General features: G+C 60.3%; 23 protein-coding genes. 13 read left to right on the plus strand and 10 right to left on the minus strand.

The window, feature by feature from the left end; genetic code table 11:
• Position 1: 1 nt before the first annotated feature.
• From gcvH to gap, 9 genes are all read right to left on the minus strand, one after another.
• The gene (gcvH, locus tag BMY98_RS02590; protein ID WP_065992021.1) at positions 2–385 is read right to left on the minus strand and encodes a glycine cleavage system protein GcvH; all 384 of its coding nucleotides are present in this window, start codon (positions 383–385) and stop codon (positions 2–4) included.
• 431 nt (positions 386–816) lie between these two features.
• Positions 817–2,325, minus strand: a complete 1,509-nt coding sequence (locus BMY98_RS02600; RefSeq protein ID WP_074884284.1) for a sigma-54-dependent transcriptional regulator — start codon at positions 2,323–2,325, stop codon at positions 817–819.
• Between the two features lie 86 nt (positions 2,326–2,411).
• Positions 2,412–2,762 (minus strand): DUF5064 family protein, encoded by a 351-nt coding sequence (locus BMY98_RS02605; protein ID WP_074884287.1) that lies wholly within the window; start codon positions 2,760–2,762, stop codon positions 2,412–2,414.
• 184 nt (positions 2,763–2,946) lie between these two features.
• The gene (locus BMY98_RS02610) at positions 2,947–3,351 is read right to left on the minus strand and encodes a YbaN family protein (protein WP_074884290.1); all 405 of its coding nucleotides are present in this window, start codon (positions 3,349–3,351) and stop codon (positions 2,947–2,949) included.
• A 94-nt stretch (positions 3,352–3,445) separates the two neighbouring features.
• Positions 3,446–4,045, minus strand: coding sequence for a biliverdin-producing heme oxygenase (locus BMY98_RS02615; protein ID WP_074884293.1), 600 nt, complete (start codon positions 4,043–4,045; stop codon positions 3,446–3,448).
• An 89-nt stretch (positions 4,046–4,134) separates the two neighbouring features.
• On the minus strand, positions 4,135–6,534 hold the full coding sequence (locus BMY98_RS02620; RefSeq protein WP_083398693.1) for a TonB-dependent hemoglobin/transferrin/lactoferrin family receptor: 2,400 nt from the start codon (positions 6,532–6,534) through the stop codon (positions 4,135–4,137).
• Positions 6,535–6,733: 199 nt separating this feature from the next.
• On the minus strand, positions 6,734–6,919 hold the full coding sequence (locus BMY98_RS02625) for a FecR/PupR family sigma factor regulator (RefSeq protein WP_074884297.1): 186 nt from the start codon (positions 6,917–6,919) through the stop codon (positions 6,734–6,736).
• A 139-nt stretch (positions 6,920–7,058) separates the two neighbouring features.
• Positions 7,059–7,574, minus strand: coding sequence for an RNA polymerase sigma factor (locus BMY98_RS02630; protein ID WP_074884300.1), 516 nt, complete (start codon positions 7,572–7,574; stop codon positions 7,059–7,061).
• 220 nt (positions 7,575–7,794) lie between these two features.
• The gene (gap, locus tag BMY98_RS02635; protein WP_074884303.1) at positions 7,795–8,796 is read right to left on the minus strand and encodes a type I glyceraldehyde-3-phosphate dehydrogenase; all 1,002 of its coding nucleotides are present in this window, start codon (positions 8,794–8,796) and stop codon (positions 7,795–7,797) included.
• A 234-nt stretch (positions 8,797–9,030) separates the two neighbouring features.
• Between gap and edd the strand changes: the two genes are divergently transcribed.
• The 10 genes from edd to BMY98_RS02685 all read left to right on the plus strand — a co-directional run bounded on the left by edd (position 9,031) and on the right by BMY98_RS02685 (position 21,232).
• Positions 9,031–10,857, plus strand: coding sequence for a phosphogluconate dehydratase (edd, locus tag BMY98_RS02640; protein ID WP_074884306.1), 1,827 nt, complete (start codon positions 9,031–9,033; stop codon positions 10,855–10,857).
• Positions 10,854–11,828 (plus strand): glucokinase, encoded by a 975-nt coding sequence (locus tag BMY98_RS02645; RefSeq protein ID WP_074884309.1) that lies wholly within the window; start codon positions 10,854–10,856, stop codon positions 11,826–11,828. The genes edd and BMY98_RS02645 overlap by 4 nt, the downstream gene beginning before the upstream one ends.
• Before the next feature lie 98 nt (positions 11,829–11,926).
• Entirely contained in the window at positions 11,927–12,664 is a 738-nt protein-coding gene (locus BMY98_RS02650; RefSeq protein WP_074884312.1) for a response regulator, read from the plus strand.
• Positions 12,665–12,670: 6 nt separating this feature from the next.
• On the plus strand, positions 12,671–14,131 hold the full coding sequence (locus BMY98_RS02655; RefSeq protein WP_074884315.1) for an ATP-binding protein: 1,461 nt from the start codon (positions 12,671–12,673) through the stop codon (positions 14,129–14,131).
• 251 nt (positions 14,132–14,382) lie between these two features.
• The gene (locus BMY98_RS02660) at positions 14,383–15,669 is read left to right on the plus strand and encodes an ABC transporter substrate-binding protein (RefSeq protein ID WP_074884322.1); all 1,287 of its coding nucleotides are present in this window, start codon (positions 14,383–14,385) and stop codon (positions 15,667–15,669) included.
• A 114-nt stretch (positions 15,670–15,783) separates the two neighbouring features.
• Entirely contained in the window at positions 15,784–16,692 is a 909-nt protein-coding gene (locus BMY98_RS02665; RefSeq protein WP_037014845.1) for a carbohydrate ABC transporter permease, read from the plus strand.
• Complete coding sequence (locus BMY98_RS02670) at positions 16,685–17,530, plus strand: carbohydrate ABC transporter permease (protein WP_074884325.1); 846 nt, start codon at positions 16,685–16,687, stop codon at positions 17,528–17,530. Before BMY98_RS02665 ends, BMY98_RS02670 begins: the two co-directional genes overlap by 8 nt.
• Positions 17,531–17,532: 2 nt before the next feature.
• Complete coding sequence (locus tag BMY98_RS02675) at positions 17,533–18,693, plus strand: ABC transporter ATP-binding protein (RefSeq protein ID WP_074884328.1); 1,161 nt, start codon at positions 17,533–17,535, stop codon at positions 18,691–18,693.
• 138 nt (positions 18,694–18,831) lie between these two features.
• Complete coding sequence (locus BMY98_RS02680; protein WP_074884331.1) at positions 18,832–20,187, plus strand: carbohydrate porin; 1,356 nt, start codon at positions 18,832–18,834, stop codon at positions 20,185–20,187.
• A 169-nt stretch (positions 20,188–20,356) separates the two neighbouring features.
• Positions 20,357–21,232 (plus strand): aldose epimerase family protein, encoded by an 876-nt coding sequence (locus BMY98_RS02685; RefSeq protein ID WP_074884334.1) that lies wholly within the window; start codon positions 20,357–20,359, stop codon positions 21,230–21,232.
• A 145-nt stretch (positions 21,233–21,377) separates the two neighbouring features.
• On the opposite strand, the gene BMY98_RS02690 is transcribed toward BMY98_RS02685, so the two are convergent.
• Entirely contained in the window at positions 21,378–22,247 is an 870-nt protein-coding gene (locus BMY98_RS02690; RefSeq protein ID WP_065992054.1) for a MurR/RpiR family transcriptional regulator, read from the minus strand.
• A 231-nt stretch (positions 22,248–22,478) separates the two neighbouring features.
• Here BMY98_RS02690 and zwf point away from each other — a divergent pair, with 231 nt between their 5' ends.
• From zwf to BMY98_RS02705, 3 genes are read left to right on the plus strand one after another with little or no spacing between them, the layout of a single operon-like run.
• Complete coding sequence (gene zwf, locus BMY98_RS02695; RefSeq protein ID WP_074884335.1) at positions 22,479–23,948, plus strand: glucose-6-phosphate dehydrogenase; 1,470 nt, start codon at positions 22,479–22,481, stop codon at positions 23,946–23,948.
• Positions 23,935–24,654: a 6-phosphogluconolactonase gene (gene pgl, locus BMY98_RS02700; RefSeq protein WP_074884338.1), complete on the plus strand. Its 720-nt coding sequence runs from the start codon at positions 23,935–23,937 to the stop codon at positions 24,652–24,654. The genes zwf and pgl overlap by 14 nt, the downstream gene beginning before the upstream one ends.
• Positions 24,655–24,671: 17 nt before the next feature.
• The gene (locus BMY98_RS02705; RefSeq protein ID WP_074884341.1) at positions 24,672–25,346 is read left to right on the plus strand and encodes a bifunctional 4-hydroxy-2-oxoglutarate aldolase/2-dehydro-3-deoxy-phosphogluconate aldolase; all 675 of its coding nucleotides are present in this window, start codon (positions 24,672–24,674) and stop codon (positions 25,344–25,346) included.
• Positions 25,347–25,477: the final 131 nt, after the last annotated feature.

A 25,477-nucleotide genomic window follows, 5' to 3' on the forward strand; every position in this document is an offset into this window, starting at 1 on the left:
CTCAGGCTTCGGCGTTGGCTTTGATCAGACGATCATAGGCGTCTTGAGTCAGCAGTTGGCCGACAGCGTCGGGATTGGAAGGAATAAAGCGGAAAAACCAACCCTGGCCGAGGGGATCTTCGTTGACCAGTTCGGGGTTGGCGTCCAGCGCGGGATTGGTTTCGACGACTTCGCCATCGAGGGGCATGTACACGCCGCTGGCGGCTTTGACCGATTCGACGGTGGCCGCTTCGGCGCCTTTGTCGTAGGACTGCAGCTCCGGCAGTTGCACGAAAACCACGTCACCCAGTGCGTCCTGCGCAAAGGCGGTGATGCCGACTGTAACGCTGCCGTCCGTTTCGGCGCGCAGCCACTCATGGTCTTCGGTAAAACGCAACTCGCTCATGGAATCTCCCCAGATGGTAAATCGCCCGTTATGCCCGGGCGTGATGGAGGGAGTGCATAGCAAGTTTGCGGCCAAGGTGCGCAGGGGCGCGGAAACGTTGGGCGGTGGCGATAGGAGCAGTGGGTGCGTTAAGAGCTGCTGGAACGAAATCGATACGCAAATAGGGTGCATGGGTGGGCTGGGCCTAGGGCCGCGGCACCGGGTATCGACGTTGAGCGACCGGAATGATTTCGATACGGTGTTTCGATATCGTGCCAGGGATCGCGTTGAATGCGATTTGTAGGAGCCGGCTTGCTGGCGAACCCGTTGTTGACGGTCAAAGTATCTGTGGATGTTAGACCCATTCGCCAGCAAGCCTGCTCCTACGGACGCATTTCTTCCCAGCCCGGCGTCGTGCAGCACTTGACGTGAGGCCCACACAGACCTGCGTCTCAAGCTTTGCCGGGAATACCGTACTTGCGCAACCGATGGGCGATCGCGGTGTGTGATGTTTGCAGCCGCGCGGCCAGTTGCCGCGTCGAGGGATACTGGCTGTAGAGCTTCTCCAGCAGCGACTTTTCAAAATCCTCGACCGCACCTTCCAGGCTTTCGACTTCGCCATCACTGCCCCTTGCCACCGACGTGCCGGCGATGTCGAGGTCGCCGATGTCGACCTGCGAGCTGTCGCAAATGGCCGCTGCGCGGAAGATCACGTTCTGCAACTGGCGCACGTTGCCCGGCCAGCGGTTCCCAAGCAGGGCAGGGTACGTAGTCGGTGCAAGGCGGCAGACCGGTCGCTGAATCTGCGTGCAGGCCTGTTCCATGAAATAGCGCGCCAGCATCAGGATGTCCTGACCGCGTTCACGTAGCGGCGGCACGTCCAGATTGAGCACGTTCAGGCGATAGAACAGGTCTTCGCGAAAGGTGCCTTCGGCGACCATTTTCTCCAGATCACGATGGGTGGCACTCAAGATGCGCACGTTGACCTGCACTTCCTTATCGCCGCCGACCCGCCGAAAGCTGCCGTCGTTGAGAAAGCGCAGCAGTTTGGCCTGCAGATACGGCGACATCTCGCCGATCTCGTCGAGAAACACGGTGCCTTTGTTGGCGAGTTCCATCAGCCCCGGTTTGCCGCCCCGCTGCGCACCGGTAAAGGCGCCGGGGGCGTAGCCGAACAGTTCGCTTTCGGCGAGGTTCTCCGGCAGCGCCGCGCAGTTCAGCGCGAGAAAAGGCGCTCCATTGCGCGCGCTCACGGCATGACACGCCCGCGCCACCAGTTCCTTGCCCGTACCGGTTTCGCCCTGAATCAGCAGCGGCGCATCCAGTGCCGCGACCCGTTGTGCGCGGGCTTTAAGCGTGCGAATCGGCGCGGAATCGCCCAGCAGCGCATCGAAACCTTCGGCATGATCGTGGTGCAGTGCCGACAGGCGTTCGCCAATCCGGCTTGGCTGATAAAGGGTCAGCAATGCGCCCGCATCGGTGATCGGCGTCGCGTCCAGCAGCAAGGCCTCGCCATTCAGAGTCACTTCGCGCAGTGGCAGACGAAAGCCGTTTTCCAGCAGCGCCGATTGCAGGCCTGCATCGGAAAATAGTTCGCCAATCGACTCGCCCGCGGGTTCCCGGCCATACAGCGCAACCAGCGCCGGGTTTGCCAGTAACACATGGCCGGCGCTGTCGAGGGCAAGCACCGGGTCGGTCATTGCTGCCAGCAGGGCATCGAGTTGCAGGTGACGGCGCTGGCCGGGAAGGATGTCGACCACCGTGATCGCTTCGACACCGCGCACGCGAAACAGCCGGTCCTTGAGTTCTTCAAGCACGTCATGGCTCAGCGTCGGTGCATCGATATAGACGTTGGGCGGGACCATTTCCACGGCATCGAGGTTCAGGTTGCGCGCGCCGAGGATGGCCAGTACTTCCTGGGTGATGCCGACGCGGTCAATGAACGTGACGTGAATGCGCATGGGGAGGGAAAGGGTTCGCGGGAGTGAGGGAGACGATTATGCCAGTAATCGCATCGCCCATCCCGAGACCGTGAAAGAGCGCCTGGCTATTCCAGATGTTCCGGCTTCACGGGATCACCTGACTTCATGTCGAGCTTGTGGCGGATGTCTTCGAACATCTGGTCGTATCCACCGTGCATCGCATGCAGGTCGGTGGTTCTCGGCAGGCCATGCTTCTCCAGTCTGCGCGAGGCCTCGCTGGCGAAGTTGTAGGCCTTGTCCTTGGGCAGTTCGAACGTTTCATTGACCGCCTGGCCATTGACGTCGCCTTCCAGGGTGAACTGCATGCCCTGACCCGAATCGGTCTGGCTGACCTCATAGCGGATATGAAGATCGTAGCCGACGTCGTGTGGTTGCAGAGCGGGGTGGACGATGTGCAGATGACCTGGCTCGAACATGGCGATGGCTCCTGAAGAAGGTGGTGAACGTAAGAGGACAGACCCATGGGGCCGCCTCGGGTTCAGGCTCATATGCCGAGTGCTGTTTGTGGGACCGGCTTCAGCCGGGAAGGCGTCAGGTGTCACGCCCCAGGATTGAGGACGTTCAAACCGGCCTCTTCGCGGCTGAAGCCGGTCCTACACCTCACTTTTCCGGCTGAACCTGCGAAGGCTCAGGCCGTGACCAGATCCACAGATTGACCAGCACCATGCCGGCCACCGCGAAGTAGATCCACCAATTGTGTTTCAGCACCACCAGCATCATGACCGCGCAGATCAGCATGGTGACCGTGGCGCTGATCTTGGCCTTGCGCGCAATCATCTTGCCGTTTCGCCAGTTGCTCAGCATCGGTCCGAACACCCGATGATTCTCGAGCCACGCGCTCAGGCGCGGCGAGCTACGCGTCGCCGCCCATGCCGCCAGCAGAATGAATTCGGTGGTGGGCAGGCCCGGAATGAAAATCGCGATGATGCCGATCGTCAGGCTCACATAGGCGAGGATGCCAAACAGGATGCGGGACAGTTTGCTGCCGGGTGGAGTACTGGTCATGGTCTCGGTAATGCAGAGTGAGCAGGTGTTGCGGGATTTTCACGTCCCGCAAAAGGCGCTCAGCTTATCAGTGCCGGGCGCAAAAGGCCCGGTATCAGGCGGGTTCCGCTTCGGGCGTGGGGGCATAAGCGTGTTGCAGCAGAGCGTTAAAACGTTCGAAGGCCGCCACCGCACCGCGGTCTATCTCGAGCTCCTGCTCGGCGTTGAACGGTAGATCATCAATGATCCGGATGAAGCGTTTCCAGCCGTCGGCGCGACCGCCTGACGGTTCACCCAGATGGCGGGCGCCGAACGTCTCGTTGAGGTTCAAGGCCACGGCGCGCTTGATCAGAAAGGCGGCGCCCAGCTTCGAGCCCTCCGAGACAAACAGCCAGCCCAATGCTTCGGCAAGGCTGGGCCCATCGACGGCACCCGCGACAGGGGCAGGTATGCCAGCCTCAAGATCAAGCAGATCGGCCTTGGCCTGTTCGGCGCGGCATCGGTCAGGCAGGTCGGCAATCAGCTCGACCAACTGCGGGTGCGTGTACAGCTTCTTCAGCTCTTCCTGAAACAGGTATTGGGCGCTGAGGAATCGCCTGTAGCTGGCTAGCGTTTCGAACGGCGCGTTGGCTTTCACCGCCTTGTCCAGTTGTTCATGGGGAGCATGGGTGATCTGGTTCAGTCGTTGCGAGCGACGAATCGAGTTGTCGGTCATGGGTCTTCCTTGGAAATGGGGCGCTTGTTAACAAGACGAACGAGCGTTGCAGGCGCGTAAAAAAATCACGCTCCTGCAACGGGGAACGGTCAGATGTCCCACACCACGTTGACGGCAAAATTGCGGCCGGGCTGGGTCAGCCTGTCGAGGTTGGCGGGGGCGGTGGCCCCTGCTTCGCCGACGCTGTCGTAGCCGCGCACGTCATCCCACAGCCAGTATTTTTTGTCCGCCAGGTTGTACAGGCCGCCGCTGACCGTGACGTCTTGGGCGACTTTGTAATAACCCGTGAGGTCAACGAGACCGAAGCCCGGTGTCTTGAACCGGTTTGCACCATCGGGGGCGTAGTAGTTGCTGGTGTCGACCCGCGTCTTGCGCTTCACCAGCGTCCAGTTCAGCAAGCCGCCGTAGGTGTTCTGGTCATAACCCAGCCCGAACACGCCGGTCAGCGGGTTGATGCTATTGAGGGGCTGGCCGGTGTCGTTGTTGCGGCCGTACAGATAGGCCAGCGAACCCCGGGTGTAGAGGCCTTCGGGTGCGCCGAAGCTGTCCAGATTCAAACGACCCTTGAGTTCGACGCCCTTGATGGTGGCGTGCTTCATGTTGTTGGACTGGAAGGTCGTGGTGGTGGCGTTGGCTGGAATCACCGCGTCCTCATTAATGAAGTCGCGGTACGTGTTGTAGAACAGCGCGAGATCAAACATGCCCTCGTCGAAGTGACCGCGCAGCCCGGTTTCGTAGCTTTTACTGGTCTCCGGTTTCAGGTCTGGATTGGGCTCCACGACGTAATTGCCCCGGGTGTTCTCGAAGCGGCCATACAATGCTTTTGCGCTCGGCGTGCGGAAACCCTCGGCGTACTGGCCGTACCAGGTGTAGGCGTCGTTGAACGCATACGTCAGCCCCAGCTTGGGTGACAGGCGATGCCATTTTTTCGTGCTGCCGTCGAACTCGCTCTTGCTGGTCAGGTTGACGCTCTTCAGGAATGAATCCGTGGCGTGCGGGTCGAGCGCGGTGTAGTCGTAGCGGGCGCCGGGCATGAAGGTCCAGTCGCCCCACTTGATCTGATCCTGAGCAAACAGCGCGTAGGTGGTGATCGTCGGGTTCGGGAAGTCATTGGTGGGTGCCACGATGTCGTTCGCGCTGGCACTTACTGCCCCGAGGGTGCGGCAGGTTCCGACGACCGACTCACAGGTGGCTGTTCCTGTTCGAAGCCCTGTCACCTTCTGTTGTTTTAGGGTCGTGCCGTACGTCAGCAAGTGCTGGGTGTCGCCAATGTCGAACGCTTTATCCAGCTGTGCGTCCAGGATCCATTGGCGTTCTTTGTACTGGGTGTCGCGGGTGCGCCAGACATCTCGCAAAACCGCCCCGCTTCTGGGGTTAGAGGGCAGATACCTTTCAAAGGTATTTTGATCAGTCTTAGCAATCTGGTAGTTCAAGCTCCACTTGGCGTTGTCAGCCAACACGCTGTCCAGCACAAAGCTGTTTTCCAGGCCAAACCGCTCGCGGGTAATGACGTCGTTCCCTTCACGTGAACCGTAGTAGCCGAAGCCAACACCGGCATTGAAAGGCCCACCCACCACACTCTTCTGATTGGTATGGGTGTCGTCCTTGTACTTCTCGTAAGTGAACCCCAGGCGATCATTGTCGCCGTAGTTCCAGCCCAGCTTGGCCAGCACATTGGTGGCGCGGGCGTCTTCCGGGTTGGCCGCCGTGCGGGACAGCCCGGTCCCGCCATGCTCGCCGTAGGACTCGGTCTCGTGGCCGTTGCGCTGACTGACGTGCAACAAGCCGTCGAAGTCCCCCGCCCGGCCGGCAACCGTGGATGAGTTCAGCCAACTGTTGTCCGCCGAGCTGTAGCCGGTTTTCAGGCGCGCGCCGACGTCCTTGCCCGGCTTGATGATGTCCTCGGGGTCGAGGGTGTAATAACTCACCGCGCCGCCGATGGCGCTGCTCCCATACAGCGCCGACGCTGGCCCGCGCAGGATCTCCACGCGCTTGATCATCTCCGGATCAACGTAATTCCGGTGAGTGTTGGCGAAGGGGCCCTGGAAGAAATTGTCCGGCACTTCAACGCCATCCACCTGCGTCAGGATCCGGTCGCCATCGATGCCGCGAATGTTGTAGCCGCTGGTGCCCGCACGCTGGCCGGCCCCGCCCACGGAAACGCCAGGCTCGTCGCGTACCAGGTCGCGGATGCTGTTGACGTTGCGTCGATCCAGCGCTCCGCGGTCCTGGACGGTCACCGTACCGGGGACCGACTCCACCGACTGCGCCTGACGTGTGGCACTGACCGTGATCTGCTGCAGTTCCAACGCGGTACTTTGTTCGGCAGCGGCAGCGGCAGCGGCAGCGGCAGCGGCAGCGGCAGCGGCAGCGGCAGCGGCGGGGCTGTGCAGCGCTGCGGCGAAAATGGCGATCGTTAGCAACGAAAGCCCGAGGTGATGAGTAGTGGCGGGCGGGGCGGATGGTGCGGGGTTGAAGCTGGACAGCATGGATAGCGCTCCCTGTCGTGCGGGTCGTCATAGTTGTTGCGAGATGATTCAAATAGGAATCAGTTGCATTGGCTATGACTAGACGTACGGGGGGCGGCTATCGCGTAAAAATAATTTCGGTCAATGCGAGATCATCAGCTCTGGAGCAATCACGCGGCTGGTTCTGCCAACACATCTTTTGCCAGCACATCACCCGGCGCTAGGTTTTTTTCCGCCCAGCCAGTACCGCAGCTGCATCGAACACCGGTTGCGAGTGCCACACGGCTTCGGCGCTGGCGAAGGCTTCGCCGTGGGAAGGATCGGCTTCGAGCCACTCAAGAAAGCGCGCATGCGTTGCCGCATCGGCGATTTCCAGCTCGATCAGCCAGGTCAGGGCCTGATCCATCGTCCTGGCGCGTGCCGCCTCCTCCGGAGTGGGGCGGGGTGATTGGGCGTCCGTCAAGCAGCGTCCTCGGGGTCCACGGTTTGGGCGGCAGTGTAGCGTCACTCTGAAGCACCAACTGACGAATTCTTACGGATGAAGTTCAGTGATCCAGACGCGCTGCCACCGTCATGCAAAGCGTCATGACCAGCTTGAGTTCTTTTTGCACGGTGCTGGTAGAGACCCCAAACTGCTCGGCGATCTCCAGATAACTCACGCCGTGGAGCCGACTGAGGGTGAATATTTTCTGCTGCCGGGGCGACAGGGTTTCCAGACTCGCGGTCAGGCTTTCCAGCAAACGGTTGGCGTGGGTGGCATCCTCCAGCGCGGCGTCGGGGGCAACGACATTGTGGATATCGCTGATCGGCGCATCGTCAATGATGGTGCGCGCTTGAACGCGCCTGGCGCGCAGATGATCCAGGGCCAGATTGCGCGCGGTCTGGAAGACGAAGGGTTCGAGGTGGTCGATGGCTCGCTCGGCGAGCGCGCGGGTGACACGCAGATAGGTTTCCTGCAGCAGGTCTTCGGCCGTGGTGTGGCTGCGCACCATGCGCTGAAGCGTGCGCAACAGCATGGTTCGCCGGGCGAGAAAGACCGTATTGAAGTGCGACTGAGTCACGGGGACACCCGACCAGAATTCAGCAGATGATAATGCTTATCATCTGGAGGTCAGGTCAAGGCAGGGATTTGCACAGATTGTAAGGGCGTTGTCTGGGGACGATAGTCATTACTGAGGGAGGGAGTTTGATCGCGAAGAGATCATTGCATCCGCTGACTATCCAGAGGCTGAAGTCCGTCTTCGCGAGCAAGCTCGCTCCTACACAGGGCGATCCCGTTACTTAGTCGGCATTCATCAACGCCAGGCAGTTATCCAGCATGCGGTTAGAGAAGCCCCATTCGTTGTCGTACCACGCCAGCACCTTCAGCAGGCGACCGCTGACCTTGGTGTGGTTCGCGTCGAAGATCGACGACAGCGGGTTGTGATTGAAGTCGTGGGAAACCAGCGGCAGGGTGTTGTAGCCGAGGATCTTCGAATGCTGCGCCGCTTCTTTCATGATCGCGTTGACTTCTTCGGCCGTCGCATCGCGCTTGAGCTGAATGGTCAGGTCGACCAGCGACACGTTGATCACCGGCACACGCACGGCCATGCCGGTCAGCTTGCCTGCCAGTTCCGGCAGCACCAGGCCGACCGCTTCGGCAGCACCGGTCTTGCTCGGGATCATCGACTGAGTCGCCGAACGCGCGCGGTACGGGTCGGTGTGGTAGACGTCGATCAGGTTCTGGTCGTTGGTGTAGGCGTGGATGGTGGTCATCAGACCGCTCTCGATGCCCAACTCACGGTTCAGCACCTGGGCAACCGGCGCCAGGCAGTTGGTGGTGCACGATGCGTTGGAGATGACCTGATGGGACTGGCGCAGCACGTCATGGTTGACGCCGTAGACGATCGTCGCATCGGCGCCTTTGGCCGGTGCTGAAATAATCACTTTCTTCGCGCCGGCGGTGATATGCGCGGCGGCCTTGGTGCGGTCGGTGAACAGACCGGTGCATTCGAACACCACGTCGATGTTCAGGGATTTCCATGGCAGCTCGGCCGGGTTGCGGATAGCGCTGACTGCAATGCGGTCACCGTTGACGGTCAGGCTTTCCTGATCGTGCTCCACGGTGCCGTCGAACGGCCCGTGCACGGTGTCGAATTTCAGCAGGTGGGCGTTGATCTCGCTGTCGCCCAGGTCATTGATGGCGACGACTTGCAGGTCCTGACGGTAGCCTTGGGTATAAAGTGCGCGTAGGACGTTGCGGCCGATTCGGCCAAAGCCATTGATTGCGATGCGGAGAGTCATACACCCGTCCTCAGGAATTTGTTGTTGGAATTACAAGATTATTCTCATAAAAATAGAAAACAACCCCTTTTAGTGGCAGTATTTTGTTTTATCTACAAATAGAAACCCGTCTGGCCGTCACAACTGGCTGAAAATCAATTGCTTGCCGCCGCTCTCGTCTGAGCCCCGGATTTGATCGCAGCCTGGTGAAAGCGCCTGAACGGGTGACCCATCCGCTAGCCTGGAGTCCATGACATGCATCCCCGCGTCCTTGAGGTAACCGAACGGCTGATTGCTCGCAGCCGTGAAACCCGTCAACGCTACCTGCAATTGATCCGGGGTGCGGCGAGCGACGGGCCGATGCGCGGCAAGCTGCAATGTGCCAACTTCGCCCACGGCGTGGCGGCATGTGGTCCCGATGACAAGAACAGCCTGCGCATGATGAATGCGGCCAACATCGCCATCGTCTCCTCCTACAACGACATGCTCTCGGCCCATCAGCCGTACGAACACTTCCCCGAACAGATCAAAAAAGCGCTGCGTGAAATTGGCTCGGTGGGGCAGTTTGCCGGTGGCGTTCCGGCGATGTGTGACGGCGTCACCCAGGGCGAGCCGGGCATGGAATTGAGTATCGCCAGCCGAGAAGTCATTGCGATGGCAACGGCGGTGGCGTTGTCCCACAACATGTTCGACGGCGCGCTGATGCTGGGCATCTGCGACAAGATCGTCCCGGGCTTGCTGATGGGGTCGTTGCGCTTTGGTCATCTGCCGACCATTTTTGTGCCGGGTGGGCCAATGGTGTCGGGCATCTCCAACAAAGAGAAAGCCGATGTGCGTCAGCGATACGCCGAAGGCAAGGCGACTCGCGAAGAGCTGCTGGATTCGGAAATGAAGTCCTACCACGGTCCGGGTACCTGCACCTTCTACGGCACGGCGAACACCAACCAGTTGCTCATGGAAGTCATGGGTCTGCATCTTCCGGGCGCCTCTTTCGTTAATCCCTACACACCGCTACGCGATGCCCTGACACGCGAGGCGGCGTTCCAGGTGACGCGTCTGACCAAACAAAGCGGCGACTTCATCCCTCTCGGAGAGATTGTGGACGAACGTTCGCTGGTCAACTCGATTGTTGCCTTGCACGCGACGGGCGGTTCCACCAACCACACGCTGCACATGCCAGCAATTGCCCAGTGCGCGGGCATCCAGTTGACCTGGCAGGACATGGCCGATCTGTCGGAGGTCGTGCCGACCCTGTCCCACGTCTACCCGAACGGCAAAGCCGACATCAACCACTTCCAGGCCGCCGGCGGCATGTCGTTCCTGATCCGCGAGCTGCTCGACGCGGGCCTGATGCACGAAGATGTCAACACGGTCATGGGCCGTGGTCTGCGTCGCTACACCCAGGAACCGTTCCTGGAAGAGGGCAAGCTGGTGTGGCGAGATGGGCCGATCGAAAGCCTCGACGAAAACGTCCTGCGCCCCATCGCACGTCCGTTCTCGGCCGAAGGCGGCCTGCGGGTGATGGAAGGCAACCTGGGCCGCGGCGTGATGAAAGTCTCTGCCGTTGCGCTGGAGCATCAGATCGTCGAAGCGCGCGCCAAAGTATTCGAAGACCAGCAGGACCTCGCCGACGCCTTCAAGGCCGGTGAACTGGAGTGCGATTTTGTGGCGGTCATGCGTTTCCAGGGGCCACGCTCCAACGGCATGCCTGAGCTGCACAAGATGACGCCGTTTCTGGGCGTGTTGCAGGACCGTGGCTTCAAAGTGGCCCTGATTACCGACGGGCGCATGTCCGGCGCTTCCGGGAAAATCCCGGCGGCGATTCACGTTTGCCCGGAAGCCTCCGACGGCGGGCCGCTGGCGTTGGTGCGTGATGGGGATCTCATTCGTGTCGATGGCGTGAAAGGAACGTTGCAAGTTCTGGTCGAACCGGCAGAATTGGCCGCCAGAGAGCCGGCAATCGGTCGCCTGTCCCATAACGTGGGCAGCGGCCGTGAACTGTTCGGTTTCATGCGCATGGCCTTCAGCTCGGCAGAGAAGGGCGCCAGCGCCTTTACTTCGAATCTGGAGACGCTTAAGTGACATTGGCGATGGTGGGTGATATCGGCGGCACAAATGCGCGTTTTGCCATTTGGGAAGACGAGCAGTTGCATTCGATCCGTGTGTTCGCAACGGTCGATTACGCGAGTCCTGAAAAGGCCTTGCTGGTCTATCTGCAGGACCTGGAATTGCAGCGCGGTGATGTCACCTCCCTTTGCCTGGCCGTGGCCGGGCCGGTGACCGGCGATGATTTTCACTTCACCAACAGTCACTGGAAGATCAACCGGCAGGCGTTCTGCGCCGAACTGAAGATCGACCACCTGATCCTGGTCAACGACTTCACGGCCATGGCCCTGGGCATGACCCGCCTGAAGGACGACGAGTACCTGACCGTGCGCCATGGCAAGGGCGATCCTATGGGTGCGCGTGTGGTGATCGGGCCCGGGACCGGGCTTGGCGTCGGCACCTTGATCCGCAGCGGCGAAGCGCGTTGGACTGCGGTGCCGGGGGAGGGCGGTCACGTTGATCTGCCGATCGGCACGCCTCGCGAAGCCCTGTTGTGGATGCGTTTGATGGCGACCCATGAGCATGTCAGCGCCGAGACGATTCTGAGTGGCGCCGGACTGTTGTTGCTGTATCAAGTCAGCTGCGGGCTGGACGAGATCGAGCCGGAACTCAAATCCCCGGCGGCCATCACCTCGGCGGCGCTGAAGGGTGATCCTGTCGCCAGCGCAGTGCTTGAGCAGTTCTGCGTGTTCCTCGGTCGCGTGGCCGGCAATAACGTACTGACTGTCGGCGGGCGCGGCGGCGTGTATATTGCCGGTGGCGTGATCCCGCGCTTCGTTGATTTCTTCATGCAGAGCGGCTTCAACAAGGCGTTCGCCGAGAAGGGATTGATGAAGGATTATTTCAAGGACGTGCCGGTCTGGCTGGTCACGGCCGAGTACCCTGGCTTGATGGGCGCAGGCGTGGCGCTGGATCAATATGCGACGAGCGCTAGCGGCAAGCGATAAGCTGCAAGCTGCAAGCAAAGACCGCGTACGTCTCGCTGGCCGCTTTGAGCTTGAAGCTTGAAGCTGCCTTACCCACCATTGCTCACAAGGACGACCATGTGAACGCTGTCAGTAAATCGATTCTGGTGGTCGACGATGACCAGGAGATTTGCGAGTTGCTGCAAGCCTACCTGAGCCGTTCCGGTTTTCAGGTGCGCACGGTCGGCGATGGGGCCGAGTTTCGTCAGGCATTCAACCAAGAGGCCAGCGATCTGCTGATCCTCGACGTCATGCTCCCCGATGAAGACGGCTTCAGCCTGTGTCGCTGGGTCAGGCAGCATCCGCGTCAACCGCATATCCCCATCATCATGCTCACCGCCAGCTCTGACGAGGCCGATCGTGTCATCGGTCTGGAACTCGGCGCCGATGACTACATGGCCAAACCCTTCAGCCCCCGTGAACTTCAGGCCCGGATCAAGGCGTTGTTGCGTCGCGCCCAGTTCGGCCAGGAGCGCAGCGGCGGCGAAGTGCTGGTGTTCGATGAATGGCGGCTGGACATGGTCAGTCACCGGCTGTTCCACAACGACGGCGAAGAAGTGATTTTGTCGGGCGCCGATTTCGCGCTGCTCAAGCTGTTCCTCGACAACCCCCAACAGATTCTCGATCGCGACACCATCGGCAACGCCACCCGTGGCCGTGAGCTGATGCCGCTGGAGCGCATCGTCGACATGGCGGTGAGCCGCCTGCGTCAGCGTTTGCGTGACACCGGCAAGGCGCCGCGATTGATCCGCACCGTACGAGGCAGCGGTTATCTGCTGGCAGCCAATGTGCTGCCGCAAGCCGGCAACGGTTACTAGTCCTTGATGGTGACCGACAAGAAACGCCGCTTGCCGGTGCCGCACTCGCTGCTCGGGCGCATGCTCCTGCTGACCTTGTTCGCCGTGTTGCTGGCGCAGACCCTGTCCAGCCTTATCTGGCTGTCGCAGTTGCGCGCGACGCAGATGGAAGGCCTGGTCACCAGCGCCCGCAGCCTGGGTTTCTCCATGGCGGCGAGCGTGAGTTACTTCCGCTCGCTGCCGGTCGCGTTTCGGCCGCTGGTGCTCGATCAGCTGCGCAGCATGGGCGGCACGCGGTTCTTCGTATCGCTCAATGATCGTCCGCTGGAAATGCAGGTGCTTGAGCCTACTGCGCGCAAGACGGCGGTTATCGATGTGGTCGGTCAGGTGCTGCGGCAGAACCTCGGCGCCGATCCGGACATCCTCGTGCGCTTTGTTCGCCCTGAAGACCTGCGCATTTTCAACAGCGGCCTGAGGCTCGACGAGCTGCCGCGCTCGTGGGCCCATTACGCGCTGACCCTGGAACCGGTGAACCCGCCCGTGCTGGTCACGCAGATCGAGCTGTCGCCCGGCGAATGGCTGTACATCGCCTCGCTGCTGCCTGAGCCCTACACCATGCTCGAGTCGGAAGGTCTGCCCTCGCAACAAGTCTGGTTCATTGCCCTGACCAGTATTTTCCTGCTGGTCTTCATCGGCCTGCTGGTGCACTGGCAGAGCGGCCCGCTCAAGCGTCTCGCCCATGCTGCGCGGGACCTGTCTTTGGGTGCTGACGTTGAACCGGTGGTGGAGGGCGGCGGCAGTGAAGTGGTGGAAGTGACCCGCGCGTTCAACACCATGCGCGATCGCATCAGTCGCTACCTGACCGAGCGCGGTCAGTTATTCAGTGCGATTTCCCATGACCTGCGCACCCCGATCACTCGCTTGCGGCTGCGCGTCGAGCTGCTCGAAGACGAACAGATGCAGGCCAAATTCACCCGTGATCTGGATGAGCTTGAACTGCTGGTCAAAGGCGCGTTGCAGTGCGTGAAGGACACCGACATTCACGAGAACATCGAGCCGGTCGACCTCAATCACGCGCTGGATTGCCTGATCGAACCATATCTCTCTCCCGACGGTGCGGGCCGTGTCACGTTGCAGGGCAAGGCAATGTCGATGTACTACGGCAAGCCCCTGGCGCTGCGCCGCTGCATGGGCAACCTGATCGACAACGCGATCAAGTACGGCGACCGTGCACACCTGCTTGTGGAGGACGACGCCGACGCGTTCATTTTGCACGTCGAGGACGAGGGGCCGGGTGTGCCGGAGCAGCGAATGGAACAAGTCTTCGAGCCGCATTTCCGGCTGGCCGGCAAACACCAGCAGGGCTACGGGCTCGGGCTAGGGATTGCCCGTAATATCGCCCATAGCCACGGCGGCGAAGTGACGTTGCAGAACATGCGCGAGGGCGGGTTGCGGGTGACGCTTTTCCTACCGCGCGGCATAGAGTAATCCGCCGCCTCAACCCCCTGTAGGAGCGCGCTTGCCCGCGATGGCGGCAGTCAATTCAACGCATCTTTTGTTGTGAGAGCGATTTTTCGCGGGCAAGCGCGCTCCTACAGTCGATTGAGTGGCTATCCGAATGTCACAGTGTTGTGACATTCGCGCATCCCTTCGTTACCGTCCGCTCTAACCCCTTGGTTAGAATCCACGCAGCGCAAGCGCCACGACTTGCTCATGCATAACAACAAGAAAGGTCAGATATGAATTCGATTTCCCGTCTCGCTGCACTTATTTCCCTCGCCTCGTTGTTCCCTCTGAGCGCCATGGCGGCTGATGCCAAAGGCACTGTCGAAGTTGTGCACTGGTGGACGTCCGGTGGCGAAAAAGCCGCTGTCGATGTGCTCAAGGCTCAAGTTGAAAAAGACGGTTTCACCTGGAAAGACGGCGCTGTTGCGGGTGGCGGCGGTGCAACCGCAATGACCGTGCTCAAGAGCCGCGCCGTTGCTGGCAACCCGCCTGGTGTTGCGCAAATCAAAGGCCCGGACATTCAGGAATGGGCCTCTACCGGCCTGCTTGATACCGACGTGCTGAAAAACGTCTCCAAAGAGGAGAAGTGGGACAGCCTGCTGGACAAGAAGGTCTCGGACACCGTGAAGTACGAGGGTGATTACGTTGCCGTCCCGGTGAACATCCACCGCGTCAACTGGCTGTGGATCAACCCGGAAGTCTTCAAGAAAGCCGGTATCGAAAAAGCCCCCACCACCCTCGAAGAATTCTACGCAGCGGGCGACAAGCTCAAAGCGGCAGGCTTCATCCCTCTGGCCCACGGTGGCCAGCCTTGGCAGGACAGCACTGTGTTTGAAGCCGTCGTGCTCTCTGTCATGGGCGCTGACGGTTACAAGAAGGCACTGGTCGACCTCGACAACGCTGCGCTGACCGGCCCTGAGATGGTCAAGTCGCTCACCGAACTGAAGAAAGTCGCCACCTACATGGATGTCGACGGCAAAGGCCAGGACTGGAACCTGGAAGCTGCCAAGGTCATCAACGGCAAGGCCGGCATGCAGATCATGGGTGACTGGGCCAAGAGCGAATGGACCGCTGCCAAGAAGGTCGCCGGCAAGGACTACGAGTGCGTAGCGTTCCCGGGCACCGACAAGGCGTTCACCTACAACATCGACTCCCTGGCTGTGTTCAAGCAGAAAGACGCCGGCACTGCTGCCGGTCAGCAGGACATCGCCAAGATCGTGCTGGGTGAAAACTTCCAGAAAGTCTTCAGCATCAACAAAGGCTCAATCCCGGTTCGCAACGACATGCTGGCTGACATGGGCAAGTACGGTTTCGACTCGTGCGCTCAGACCGCTGCCAAGGACTTCCTGGCTGACGCCAAAACCGGCGGCCTGCAACCAAGCATGGCGCACAACATGGCCACAACTCTGGCTGTACAGGGCGCCTTCTTTGACGTCGTGACCAACTTCATCAACGACCCGAAAGCCGATCCGGCCGACGCCGCGAAAAAGCTGGGCGCTGCGATCAAGTCTGCCAAATAAAGGCCAGCTACTAGCGGCAAGCTGCAAGTCTCAAGCTGATCGATGATTGGCTTATGACTTGTAGCTTGAGGCTTGCGACTTGCGGCTGCTTTCACTCTTTATTGGATTTTCACCATGAGTTCTGTTGCTGTGTTCAGCAAAGCCTCGCCGTTCGATGCACTGCAGCGCTGGCTACCCAAACTGGTGCTGGCGCCCAGCATGTTCATCGTACTGGTGGGCTTCTACGGCTATATCCTGTGGACGTTCGTTCTGTCGTTCACCAACTCCACTTTCCTGCCGACCTATAAATTCGTGGGTCTGGCGCAATACGCACGGTTGTTCGACAACGACCGCTGGTGGGTAGCCAGCAAAAACCTCGCGGTGTTCGGTGGCATGTTCATCGGCATCAGCATGGTGGTTGGCGTGTTGCTGGCGGTATTTCTGGACCAGCGCATCCGCCGCGAAGGCTTTATCCGCACCATTTACCTGTATCCGATGGCGCTCTCGATGATCGTCACCGGTACGGCCTGGAAATGGCTGCTCAACCCGGGCATGGGCCTGGACAAACTGCTGCGTGACTGGGGCTGGGAAGGCTTTCGCCTGGACTGGCTGATCGATCCGGACCGCGTTGTCTACTGCCTGGTGATCGCTGCGGTATGGCAGGCGTCGGGCTTCATCATGGCGATGTTCCTGGCGGGCCTTCGCGGCGTCGATCAGTCGATCATCCGCGCCGCGCAGATCGACGGCGCGAGCATGCCGAAAATCTACTGGAAGGTGGTGCTGCCAAGCCTGCGTCCGGTGTTCTTCAGTGCGGTGATGATTCTCGCGCACATCGCCATCAAGAGCTTCGACCTGGTGGCCGCGATGACGGCCGGTGGGCCGGGTTACTCGTCTGACTTGCCGGCGATGTTCATGTACTCGTTTACCTTCAGCCGTGGCCAGATGGGCATGGGTTCCGCCAGTGCGATTCTGATGCTTGGCGCGATTCTCGCCATCCTCGTGCCTTATCTGTATTCCGAGCTGAGGGCCAAGCGCAATGACTAGTCTCGCCAACAAGCCTGCACTGAGCCTGAGCCGCGTCGCCATCTATGCGGTGCTGATCGTTGCGGTCTTCATCTACCTGGTGCCGCTGGTGGTCATGCTGTTGACCAGCTTCAAGTCGCCGGAAGACATCGGCAGCGGCAACCTGCTCAGCTGGCCGACCGAAGTCACCGCCATTGGCTGGATCAAAGCCTGGGCGACGGTAAAGGGTTACTTCTGGAACTCGTTCCTGATCACCGTTCCGGCGGTGCTGATTTCCACCACCATTGGTGCGCTGAACGGCTACGTGCTGTCGATGTGGCGTTTCCGCGGCTCGCAGTTGTTCTTCGGCCTGCTGCTGTTCGGTTGCTTCCTGCCGTTCCAGACCGTCCTGCTGCCCGCGTCCTTCACCCTCGGCAAAATGGGCCTGGCCAGCACCACCACAGGTCTTGTGTTCGTCCACGTCGTCTACGGTCTGGCGTTCACCACACTGTTTTTCCGCAACTACTACGTGAGTATTCCCGAGGCACTGGTGAAAGCCGCACGACTGGACGGTGCGGGGTTTTTCACCATCTTCCGCCGGATCATTCTGCCGATGTCGACGCCGATCATCATGGTCTGCCTGATCTGGCAATTCACTCAGATCTGGAACGACTTCCTGTTCGGTGTGGTGTTCTCCAGTGGGGATTCGCAGCCGATTACGGTCGCGCTGAACAACCTGGTCAACACCAGCACCGGCGCCAAGGAATACAACGTTGATATGGCGGCGGCGATGATCGCCGGGCTGCCGACCCTGCTGGTCTACGTGGTCGCAGGCAAGTATTTCGTGCGCGGGCTGACGGCCGGCGCAGTCAAGGGGTAATCATGGCAACGCTTGAACTACGCAATGTAAACAAGACTTACGGGGCCGGTCTGCCGGACACCCTGAAGAACATCGAACTCTCCATCAAAGAAGGTGAGTTCCTGATTCTGGTCGGCCCTTCGGGCTGCGGTAAGTCGACCCTGATGAACTGCATCGCCGGCCTGGAAAACATTACCGGCGGCGCGATCATGATCGGTGACCAGGACGTCAGCGGTATGAGCCCGAAGGATCGCGATATCGCGATGGTGTTCCAGTCCTACGCGCTGTACCCGACCATGAGCGTGCGCGAGAACATCGAGTTCGGGCTGAAGATTCGCAAGATGAACCAGGCCGACATCGACGCCGAAGTGGCGCGGGTCGCCAAGCTGCTGCAGATCGAACACCTGCTCAACCGCAAGCCGGGGCAACTCTCCGGTGGTCAGCAACAGCGTGTGGCCATGGGCCGGGCGCTGGCCCGTCGTCCGAAGATCTACCTGTTCGACGAACCGCTTTCGAACCTTGATGCGAAGCTGCGCGTCGAGATGCGTACCGAAATGAAGCTGATGCACCAGCGCCTGAAGACCACCACGGTCTACGTGACCCACGACCAGATCGAAGCAATGACCCTGGGCGACAAAGTGGCGGTCATGAAGGACGGCATCATTCAGCAGTTCGGTACGCCGAAGCAGATTTACAACGATCCGGCGAACCTGTTCGTGGCGAGTTTCATCGGTTCGCCGCCGATGAACTTCATCCCGCTGCGCCTGCAACGCAAGGACGGTCGTCTCGTCGCACTGCTCGACAGCGGTCAGGCCCGTTGCGAGCTGCCGATGAGCATGAATGACGCGGGTCTTGAGGACCGTGAGGTGATTCTGGGCCTGCGTCCCGAGCAGATCGTGCTAGCGTCCGCTGATGCTGCAGGTCTGCCAACCATTCGCGCCGAAGTTCAGGTGACGGAGCCGACCGGTCCGGATACGCTGGTATTCGTTACCCTCAACGAGAGCAAGGTCTGCTGCCGTCTGGCGCCGGATATTGCACCCGCTGTGGGCGAGACCTTGACGTTGCAGTTCGATCCGGCGAAGGTTCTGCTGTTTGACGCCAAAACCGGCGAACGCCTTGGCGTGCTGGCACCGAGTCAGTCGGTGGAAAACATGGGGAATGTCACGCGGCTCAACCGCAACTGATCCCCTCGTGCAGGAGCACTGCACAAACGAGCACCTGTGACGGGTCGATGTCTGCGGTACCAAACCCGTCATGCACACGATGTACGTGGTTACAACGCTGTTCAAAAAGCTAATAACAATAAAACGAGGATCCAAGGGATGAAAAAGCTACAAGGCAAGTCGCTTAACCAATTACGTTTGATCGGTGGTCTGTCTTTTCTGGGTGCGTTGACAGCGTCGGGCTCGGCTTTTGCCCTTGAGCCTTTCAATGCCAGCGAACACATGACTGGCGACTGGGGCGGGCTTCGTCAAGAGCTGCACGACAAGGGCTATGATTTCAACGTCGAGTACGTCGGCGAGGTGGGCGCCAACGTCAAAGGTGGCTACGACACTGACAAGACGGCTCGTTATTCGGACCAGTTCGCGATTGGCACGCAAATCGACCTCGAAAAAGTGTTCGGTCTGAAAGATGCCGAATTCAAGCTGACCGTCACCGAGCGTAGCGGTAAGAACATCTCCAATGACCGTCTCGGCGACCCACGCGTGGGCACGCTCAGCTCCTCGCAGGAAGTCTGGGGTCGCGGTCAGACCTGGCGTCTGACCCAGATGTGGGTCAAACAGAAGTATTTCGACGGCGCACTTGATATCAAAGCCGGCCGTATGGGCGAGGGCGAAGATTTCGGTAGCTTCCCTTGCGACTTCCAGAACTTGACCTTCTGCGGCACACAAGCGGCGAACTACGTCAGCACTTGGTACAACTGGCCGGTCAGCCAGTGGGCCGTGCGCGTGAAGTACAACATCACGCCGCAAGTGTATGCGCAGATCGGTGTGTACGAGCAGAACCCTTCATACCTGGAAACCGGCAACGGCTTCAAACTCAGTGGCAGCGGCGCCAAGGGCACGCTGGTTCCTGTTGAATTGGTCTGGTCGCCAAATGTCAACTCTCTCCCGGGCGAATACCGTCTTGGCTGGTACTACAGCAGCCCAAGCGCCAACGACCTCGAAGAAGATGTCAACGGTCAGCCGCAAGCGCTTACCGGTGCTGCGTTCAAAACCCACAGCAGCAAGCACGGCTGGTGGTTTGTGGCTCAGCAGCAGCTGACCACCGTTGGCGGCGACGCATCGCGTGGCATGAGCGTGTTCTTCAACGCTACCGTGCATGACAAGGCCACCAACTTCGTCGACAACTTCCAGAACGTCGGCCTGGTGTTCAAAGGTCCGTTCGATGCACGTCCTAAAGACGACATCGGTGTAGGCGTGTCGCGTATCCACGTCAACAGCGACGTTCGTGATCGTGCTCGTCTGCTCAACGAAGTCAACGGAGCGGATAACTACGACGATCCGAACTTCCTGCCTATTCAGACCACTGAATACAACTCGGAAATCTACTACGGCGTACACGTCAACAATTGGCTGACTATTCGTCCCAACTTGCAGTACGTGATGCATCCAGGCGGCACAGACCACGTGGACAACGCGCTGGTCGCGGGTATCAAGCTGCAATCCAAGTTCTAAGTCAAAGCGGACGCTCCTCCGCGCTCCACTAACGATCAAGGGTCGTGTGTGCTTTACGGGCAGCCTGGCTGCCCGTTTTTTTTGCGCTGTTTATTCGGCAGCAATGGCTCCGCCTTCGGAGCATTTTTTTCTCGCTTGACGAGTGACCGCTATCTGGAGTGCCACAACGATGCCCTTCAGGGACCCCGGCTCAACCGAGCATCCTCTTCAGCGTTTCTTCACCTCGGTGCGACCGCAACCGACCTTTCAGTGGGAACGCTACCAACAGCGTGATGTGCTGGTGATCAATCATGCGCAGTGCCAGGCCGTGTTCAGTCGGCAGGGCGCGCAGCTGCTGCATTTCGAACCTTCCGGGCAGAAACCCTGGCTGTGGTGCGCTGCGCACTGGCCCCTGGTCGGCGCGATCCGCGGCGGCGTGCCGGTCAGTTGGCCCTGGGTCGGACGTCATCCTGGGGAAAGCGGCTGGCCGGCCAATGGCTGGGGTCGGTTGCTCGACTGGAAACTGGTCGAAAGCCACGAACACGAGGCGGGCGTGACCTTGCGCTGGCAACTCAAACTGTGGGACTGGCAGGCCGATCTCTACGCTGAACTGGGGCAGGCGATGGAGCTGCGCCTAGAGACGCGTCACGACGACAGCGAGCCGTGTCACTTCGGCCATGGTCTGCACGCCTACTGGCGTATCAGCGATGTGGCGGACGTCGCATTGCAGGGGCTCGACGGTGCGCAGGGTTACGATGAGCTCAGCCGCAGCGCCTGCGAGCAAAGGGGCGAGCTACGCGTGCAAGGCAGCTGTCAGCGGGTGTTCGAGCACGCCGGCATGCTTGAGTTGCAGGACGACGCCTGGCAGCGGCGATTGAGTATCGACACTGGCGACAGCGACAGCACGGTGGTCTGGCACCCGGGCAGCAGACCGTTGCTGGGTGTGGGTGGCGATGAAGCCATGGGGTTTTTGCGGGTCGAGGCGGCGTCGGGTGTCGATGATTGCCTGAGCCTGGCACCCGGGCAGCACGCCAGTCTGAGCCTGCAGGCGACGTTGGTCCATTGAGCGAGGTGGTGGCGACTGCGGTCAGTCGACCACCGCAACCCTGCAGGAGCGCGCTTGCTCGCGAAAAACTGTTCCCGTTACAGAGATGTATCGGTCCGGACTGCCTCATCGCGCGCAAGCGCGCTCCTGCAAATGAGGCGTTCCCTTAGTTCAACTCATCGTCCGCCGGATACCGGCTCGCGTTCAGGCTTTCCTTGATCTTGCGCAGATGCGGCTGGAAGTCGACGCCCCGACGCAGGGTCATGCCGGTCGCCAGCACATCCAGCACTGTCAGCTGGACGATTCGCGACGTCATGGGCATATAAATGTCGGTGTCTTCCGGCAGCGGGATATTCAGGCTCAACGTGCTGGCTTTTGCCAGCGGCGAGTCGGCAGCCGTCAGGCCCAGCACCGACGCGCCATTTTCCCGCGCAATGCGCGCCACCTCCACCAACTCGCGGGTGCGCCCCGTGTAGGAAATGATCACGAACAGCTCGCCGGTGTGGGCCACCGAGGCCAGCATGCGCTGCACCAGCACGTCGGCGTGGGCCGTGACGGCAAGATTGAAGCGAAAGAATTTATGCTGCGCGTCCAGTGCGACCGGCGCCGAAGCGCCAAGACCGAAGAAGTGGATCTGCCGCGCCTGAATCAACAGGTCGACCGCTTTGCTGATCAGGTTGGGGTCAAGCACCTGGCACACGCTGTCGAGGGATGCGATGGCGCTGCCAAAAATCTTGCGGGTGTAGGCTTCCGGATTGTCATCGGCTTCCACCGCCCGGCTGACGTAGGCGGCGCCGCTGGCCAGGCTCTGGGCCAGCTGCAGTTTCAGTTCCGGATAGCCGCTGACATCGAAGGAGCGGCAGAAGCGGTTGACCGTCGGCTCACTGACCTTTGCCGCCTGCGCCAGCGCGGCGATGCTGAACCGGGTGGCCTGCTGCGGATTGCTCAGAATCGCCTCGGCGACCTTGCGCTCGGCCTTGTTCAGCTCTTCCAGACGACTCTGGATCTGCTCCAGAAGATTGCGTACACGGTCCATTGTTTGTCCTTCTGATGAAACGGCGACAGGCCGGGGAACAGGCCTTTATTTGCAGAGTGGGAATTTGGGCCTTTAGCCTGTCGCAAAGGTGGCCTATCGTACTGAGGGCCTGTGGTGATCACCACTCTAATGTGGTTCTGGTGGGAATGTTGTGGTTATTACTACATTCGGCCTTGAGTAACGCCTTTAAAAAAGGTATTTGTAGCTTAACTTGATAAAAGAACCAACATTATGCTCTCGATTACGGTTGAACCGTGCACTTTTGCGTTGTTTGGCGCCTTGGGTGACCTGGCGGTGCGCAAACTGTTTCCTGCGTTGTACCAGCTTGATCGAGCTGGACTGCTGCATGCCGAGACCCGAATTATTGCGTTGGCCCGTGAGCCCGGCACTCCCGAGGAGCACTTGGCCTACATCGATAAAAGCCTGCGTCGCTTCGTCCCCGAGGCGCAGCTTGAGACCGAGCACGTGGAGCGTTTTCAGGCTCGCCTGAGTTACCTGCACGTGGACTTCCTCAAGGGCGAGGATTACGTCGCGCTCGCCGAAGCCGTGGGCGACGCGCCAACCATGATTGCCTACTTCGCGACCCCTGCGTCTGTCTACGGCGCCATCTGCGAGAACCTTGCGCTGGTCGGCCTGACCGACCGCACCCGCGCGGTGCTGGAAAAACCCATCGGCCACGACCTTGCGTCGTCCCGTCGCGTCAATGACGCCGTTGCCAAGTTCCTGCCTGAAACCCGCATCTACCGGATCGACCACTATCTGGGCAAGGACACGGTGCAGAACCTCATCGCCCTGCGTTTTGCCAACAGTCTGTTCGAGACGCAGTGGAACCAGAACCACATCTCCCACGTGGAAATCACCGTGGCAGAGAAGGTCGGTATCGAAGGGCGCTGGGGCTATTTCGACCAAGCCGGCCAGCTTCGCGACATGATTCAGAACCACCTGCTGCAGCTGCTGTGTCTGATCGCGATGGACCCGCCCAGCGACCTGTCCGCCGACAGCATCCGTGACGAGAAGGTGAAGGTGCTCAAGGCACTGGCGCCGTTCACGCCGGAGCGTCTGGCCACCCAAGTGGTGCGCGGGCAATACATCGCCGGTTACAGCGACGGCAAGCCGGTGCCCGGTTATCTGGAAGAAGAAAACTCCAACACCCAGAGCGACACCGAAACGTTCGTCGCCATTCGTGCCGACATCCGTAACTGGCGTTGGTCAGGCGTGCCGTTCTACCTGCGGACCGGCAAGCGCATGCCGCAAAAGCTGTCGCAGATCGTGATTCACTTCAAAGAGCCGCCGCATTACATCTTCGCCCCCGAGCAGCGCTTGCAGATCAGCAACCGCCTGATCATCCGTCTGCAGCCCGATGAAGGCATCTCGCTGCAAGTGATGACCAAGGATCAGGGCCTGGACAAGGGCATGCAGCTGCGCAGTAATCCTCTGCAGCTGAGCTTCTCCGACGCCTACCGCAGCGCCCGTGTGCCGGACGCCTACGAGCGGTTGTTGCTGGAGGTCATGCGTGGCAATCAGAACCTGTTTGTCCGCAAAGACGAAATCGAATACGCCTGGCAATGGTGCGACCAGTTGATCGCTGGCTGGAAAAAGGCGGGCGACGCGCCCAAGCCTTACCCGGCCGGTTCCTGGGGGCCGATGAGCTCCATTGCTCTTATTACGCGTGACGGGAGGTCCTGGTATGGCGATATGTGAACTTGAATTTCCGGCGGGTCTGAAGGCCCACGAATTCGATAATCCTGAAGTGCTGGCGAACGCGCTGGCCGATCACGTGGCTGAGCGCCTGGGGGCTGCAATTTCCAGTAATCCCCACGGCACGGCCACGCTGGTGGTGTCGGGTGGCAAAAGTCCGGTGGCGTTTTTCAAAGCGCTGGCGCAGAAGCCGCTCCAGTGGTCGAAAGTCTGCGTGAGTCTGGCCGATGAGCGCTGGGTGCCGACCGAGCACGCCGACAGCAACGAAGGCCTGCTCAAGCGTTTTCTGCTTCAGGGCCCGGCAGCGGAAGCGGAGTTCTTCAGTCTGTATCGTCCGACCACGACAGTTGATGAAGCTGCTGCGGCGACTGACGAGGCGCTCAAGGCGCTGCAGAAGATCGACGTGCTGATCCTGGGCATGGGCGATGACGGGCATACCGCATCGCTGTTCCCCGACAGCCCGCACCTGAAGGAAGCCCTGGACCTCAACAGCGATCGTCGCTGCCTGCCCATGCTCGCACCGACCGTCCCGCATCAGCGTCTGACCCTGACGCGTCCGGTACTGGCGTCGGCAGCGACCACCCTTCTGTCCGTTTCCGGCCAGGCCAAACTCGATACATTGCGCGCTGCACTGGCAGGCGATGACCTCGCCGAAATGCCCGTGCGCGCGTTCCTCAACCCGTCTCTAGAGATCTACTGGTGCCCATAAGCAAAGGATCAGCCGCCATGGAAAATACCCAAGTGAAACAGCCGTTGAATAGCATGGCGAGCAAGATTGCCCAGATCGACGCACTCTGCGCGAAAGCGAAGATTCTGCCGGTCATTACCATTGCCCGTGAACAGGACGTTCTGCCGCTGGCCGATGCCCTGGCCGCTGGCGGCCTGAATGCGCTGGAAATCACCCTGCGCTCCGAGTTCGGCCTCAAAGCCATTCGCATGCTGCGTGATGCGCGTCCAGAGCTGAGCGTTGGCGCCGGCACCATTCTCGACCGCCACATGCTCAAGTCGGCCGAGGAGGCGGGTTCACAGTTCATCGTCACCCCCGGCAGCACCCAGGATCTGCTGGAAGCCGCCGCGCTGAGCGAATTGCCGCTCCTGCCAGGCATCAGCAGCGCTTCGGAAATCATGATCGGTTACGCGCTGGGTTATCGTCGCTTCAAGCTGTTTCCGGCGGAAATCAGTGGCGGCGTTGGTGCAATCAAAGCACTGGGCGGTCCATTCCCGGAAGTGCGCTTCTGCCCAACCGGCGGCGTCAGTGCGGCCAACCTGAAAAACTACATGGCGCTGCCCAACGTAATGTGCGTCGGCGGCACATGGATGATCGATAACGCGTGGGTGAAGAACGGCGACTGGCAGCGGATTACCGACGCCACTGCCGAAGCAATCGCGCTGTTCGACTGAGTCTGGATCCGTCGGTCATGCGTACGCTTAGACAGCCTCCGTTCAAGTGGGGGCTGGTTAACTGCTGAGCATGATCCGATTATGGCGCCCCTCGGGGCGTTGCTGCAGAAGTCGTTGTTGCATGGCTTTTT

The organism is Pseudomonas graminis (genome assembly GCF_900111735.1).
Classification (GTDB): domain Bacteria; phylum Pseudomonadota; class Gammaproteobacteria; order Pseudomonadales; family Pseudomonadaceae; genus Aquipseudomonas; species Aquipseudomonas graminis.

Excerpts from the sequence above, each read along its gene's own strand:
- pgl (WP_074884338.1), top strand. The coding sequence starts at position 23,935 with ATGGCGATATGTGAACTTGAATTTCCGGCGGGTCTGAAGGCCCACGAA.
- zwf (WP_074884335.1), top strand. The coding sequence starts at position 22,479 with ATGCTCTCGATTACGGTTGAACCGTGCACTTTTGCGTTGTTTGGCGCC.
- BMY98_RS02685 (WP_074884334.1), top strand. The coding sequence starts at position 20,357 with ATGCCCTTCAGGGACCCCGGCTCAACCGAGCATCCTCTTCAGCGTTTC.
- BMY98_RS02670 (WP_074884325.1), top strand. The coding sequence starts at position 16,685 with ATGACTAGTCTCGCCAACAAGCCTGCACTGAGCCTGAGCCGCGTCGCC.
- BMY98_RS02625 (WP_074884297.1), bottom strand. The coding sequence starts at position 6,919 with ATGGATCAGGCCCTGACCTGGCTGATCGAGCTGGAAATCGCCGATGCG.
- BMY98_RS02680 (WP_074884331.1), top strand. The coding sequence starts at position 18,832 with ATGAAAAAGCTACAAGGCAAGTCGCTTAACCAATTACGTTTGATCGGT.
- BMY98_RS02620 (WP_083398693.1), bottom strand. The coding sequence starts at position 6,534 with ATGCTGTCCAGCTTCAACCCCGCACCATCCGCCCCGCCCGCCACTACT.
- BMY98_RS02655 (WP_074884315.1), top strand. The coding sequence starts at position 12,671 with ATGGTGACCGACAAGAAACGCCGCTTGCCGGTGCCGCACTCGCTGCTC.
- BMY98_RS02615 (WP_074884293.1), bottom strand. The coding sequence starts at position 4,045 with ATGACCGACAACTCGATTCGTCGCTCGCAACGACTGAACCAGATCACC.
- BMY98_RS02610 (WP_074884290.1), bottom strand. The coding sequence starts at position 3,351 with ATGACCAGTACTCCACCCGGCAGCAAACTGTCCCGCATCCTGTTTGGC.
- BMY98_RS02600 (WP_074884284.1), bottom strand. The coding sequence starts at position 2,325 with ATGCGCATTCACGTCACGTTCATTGACCGCGTCGGCATCACCCAGGAA.
- BMY98_RS02665 (WP_037014845.1), top strand. The coding sequence starts at position 15,784 with ATGAGTTCTGTTGCTGTGTTCAGCAAAGCCTCGCCGTTCGATGCACTG.
- gap (WP_074884303.1), bottom strand. The coding sequence starts at position 8,796 with ATGACTCTCCGCATCGCAATCAATGGCTTTGGCCGAATCGGCCGCAAC.
- BMY98_RS02660 (WP_074884322.1), top strand. The coding sequence starts at position 14,383 with ATGAATTCGATTTCCCGTCTCGCTGCACTTATTTCCCTCGCCTCGTTG.
- BMY98_RS02690 (WP_065992054.1), bottom strand. The coding sequence starts at position 22,247 with ATGGACCGTGTACGCAATCTTCTGGAGCAGATCCAGAGTCGTCTGGAA.
- BMY98_RS02705 (WP_074884341.1), top strand. The coding sequence starts at position 24,672 with ATGGAAAATACCCAAGTGAAACAGCCGTTGAATAGCATGGCGAGCAAG.
- edd (WP_074884306.1), top strand. The coding sequence starts at position 9,031 with ATGCATCCCCGCGTCCTTGAGGTAACCGAACGGCTGATTGCTCGCAGC.
- BMY98_RS02675 (WP_074884328.1), top strand. The coding sequence starts at position 17,533 with ATGGCAACGCTTGAACTACGCAATGTAAACAAGACTTACGGGGCCGGT.
- gcvH (WP_065992021.1), bottom strand. The coding sequence starts at position 385 with ATGAGCGAGTTGCGTTTTACCGAAGACCATGAGTGGCTGCGCGCCGAA.
- BMY98_RS02605 (WP_074884287.1), bottom strand. The coding sequence starts at position 2,762 with ATGTTCGAGCCAGGTCATCTGCACATCGTCCACCCCGCTCTGCAACCA.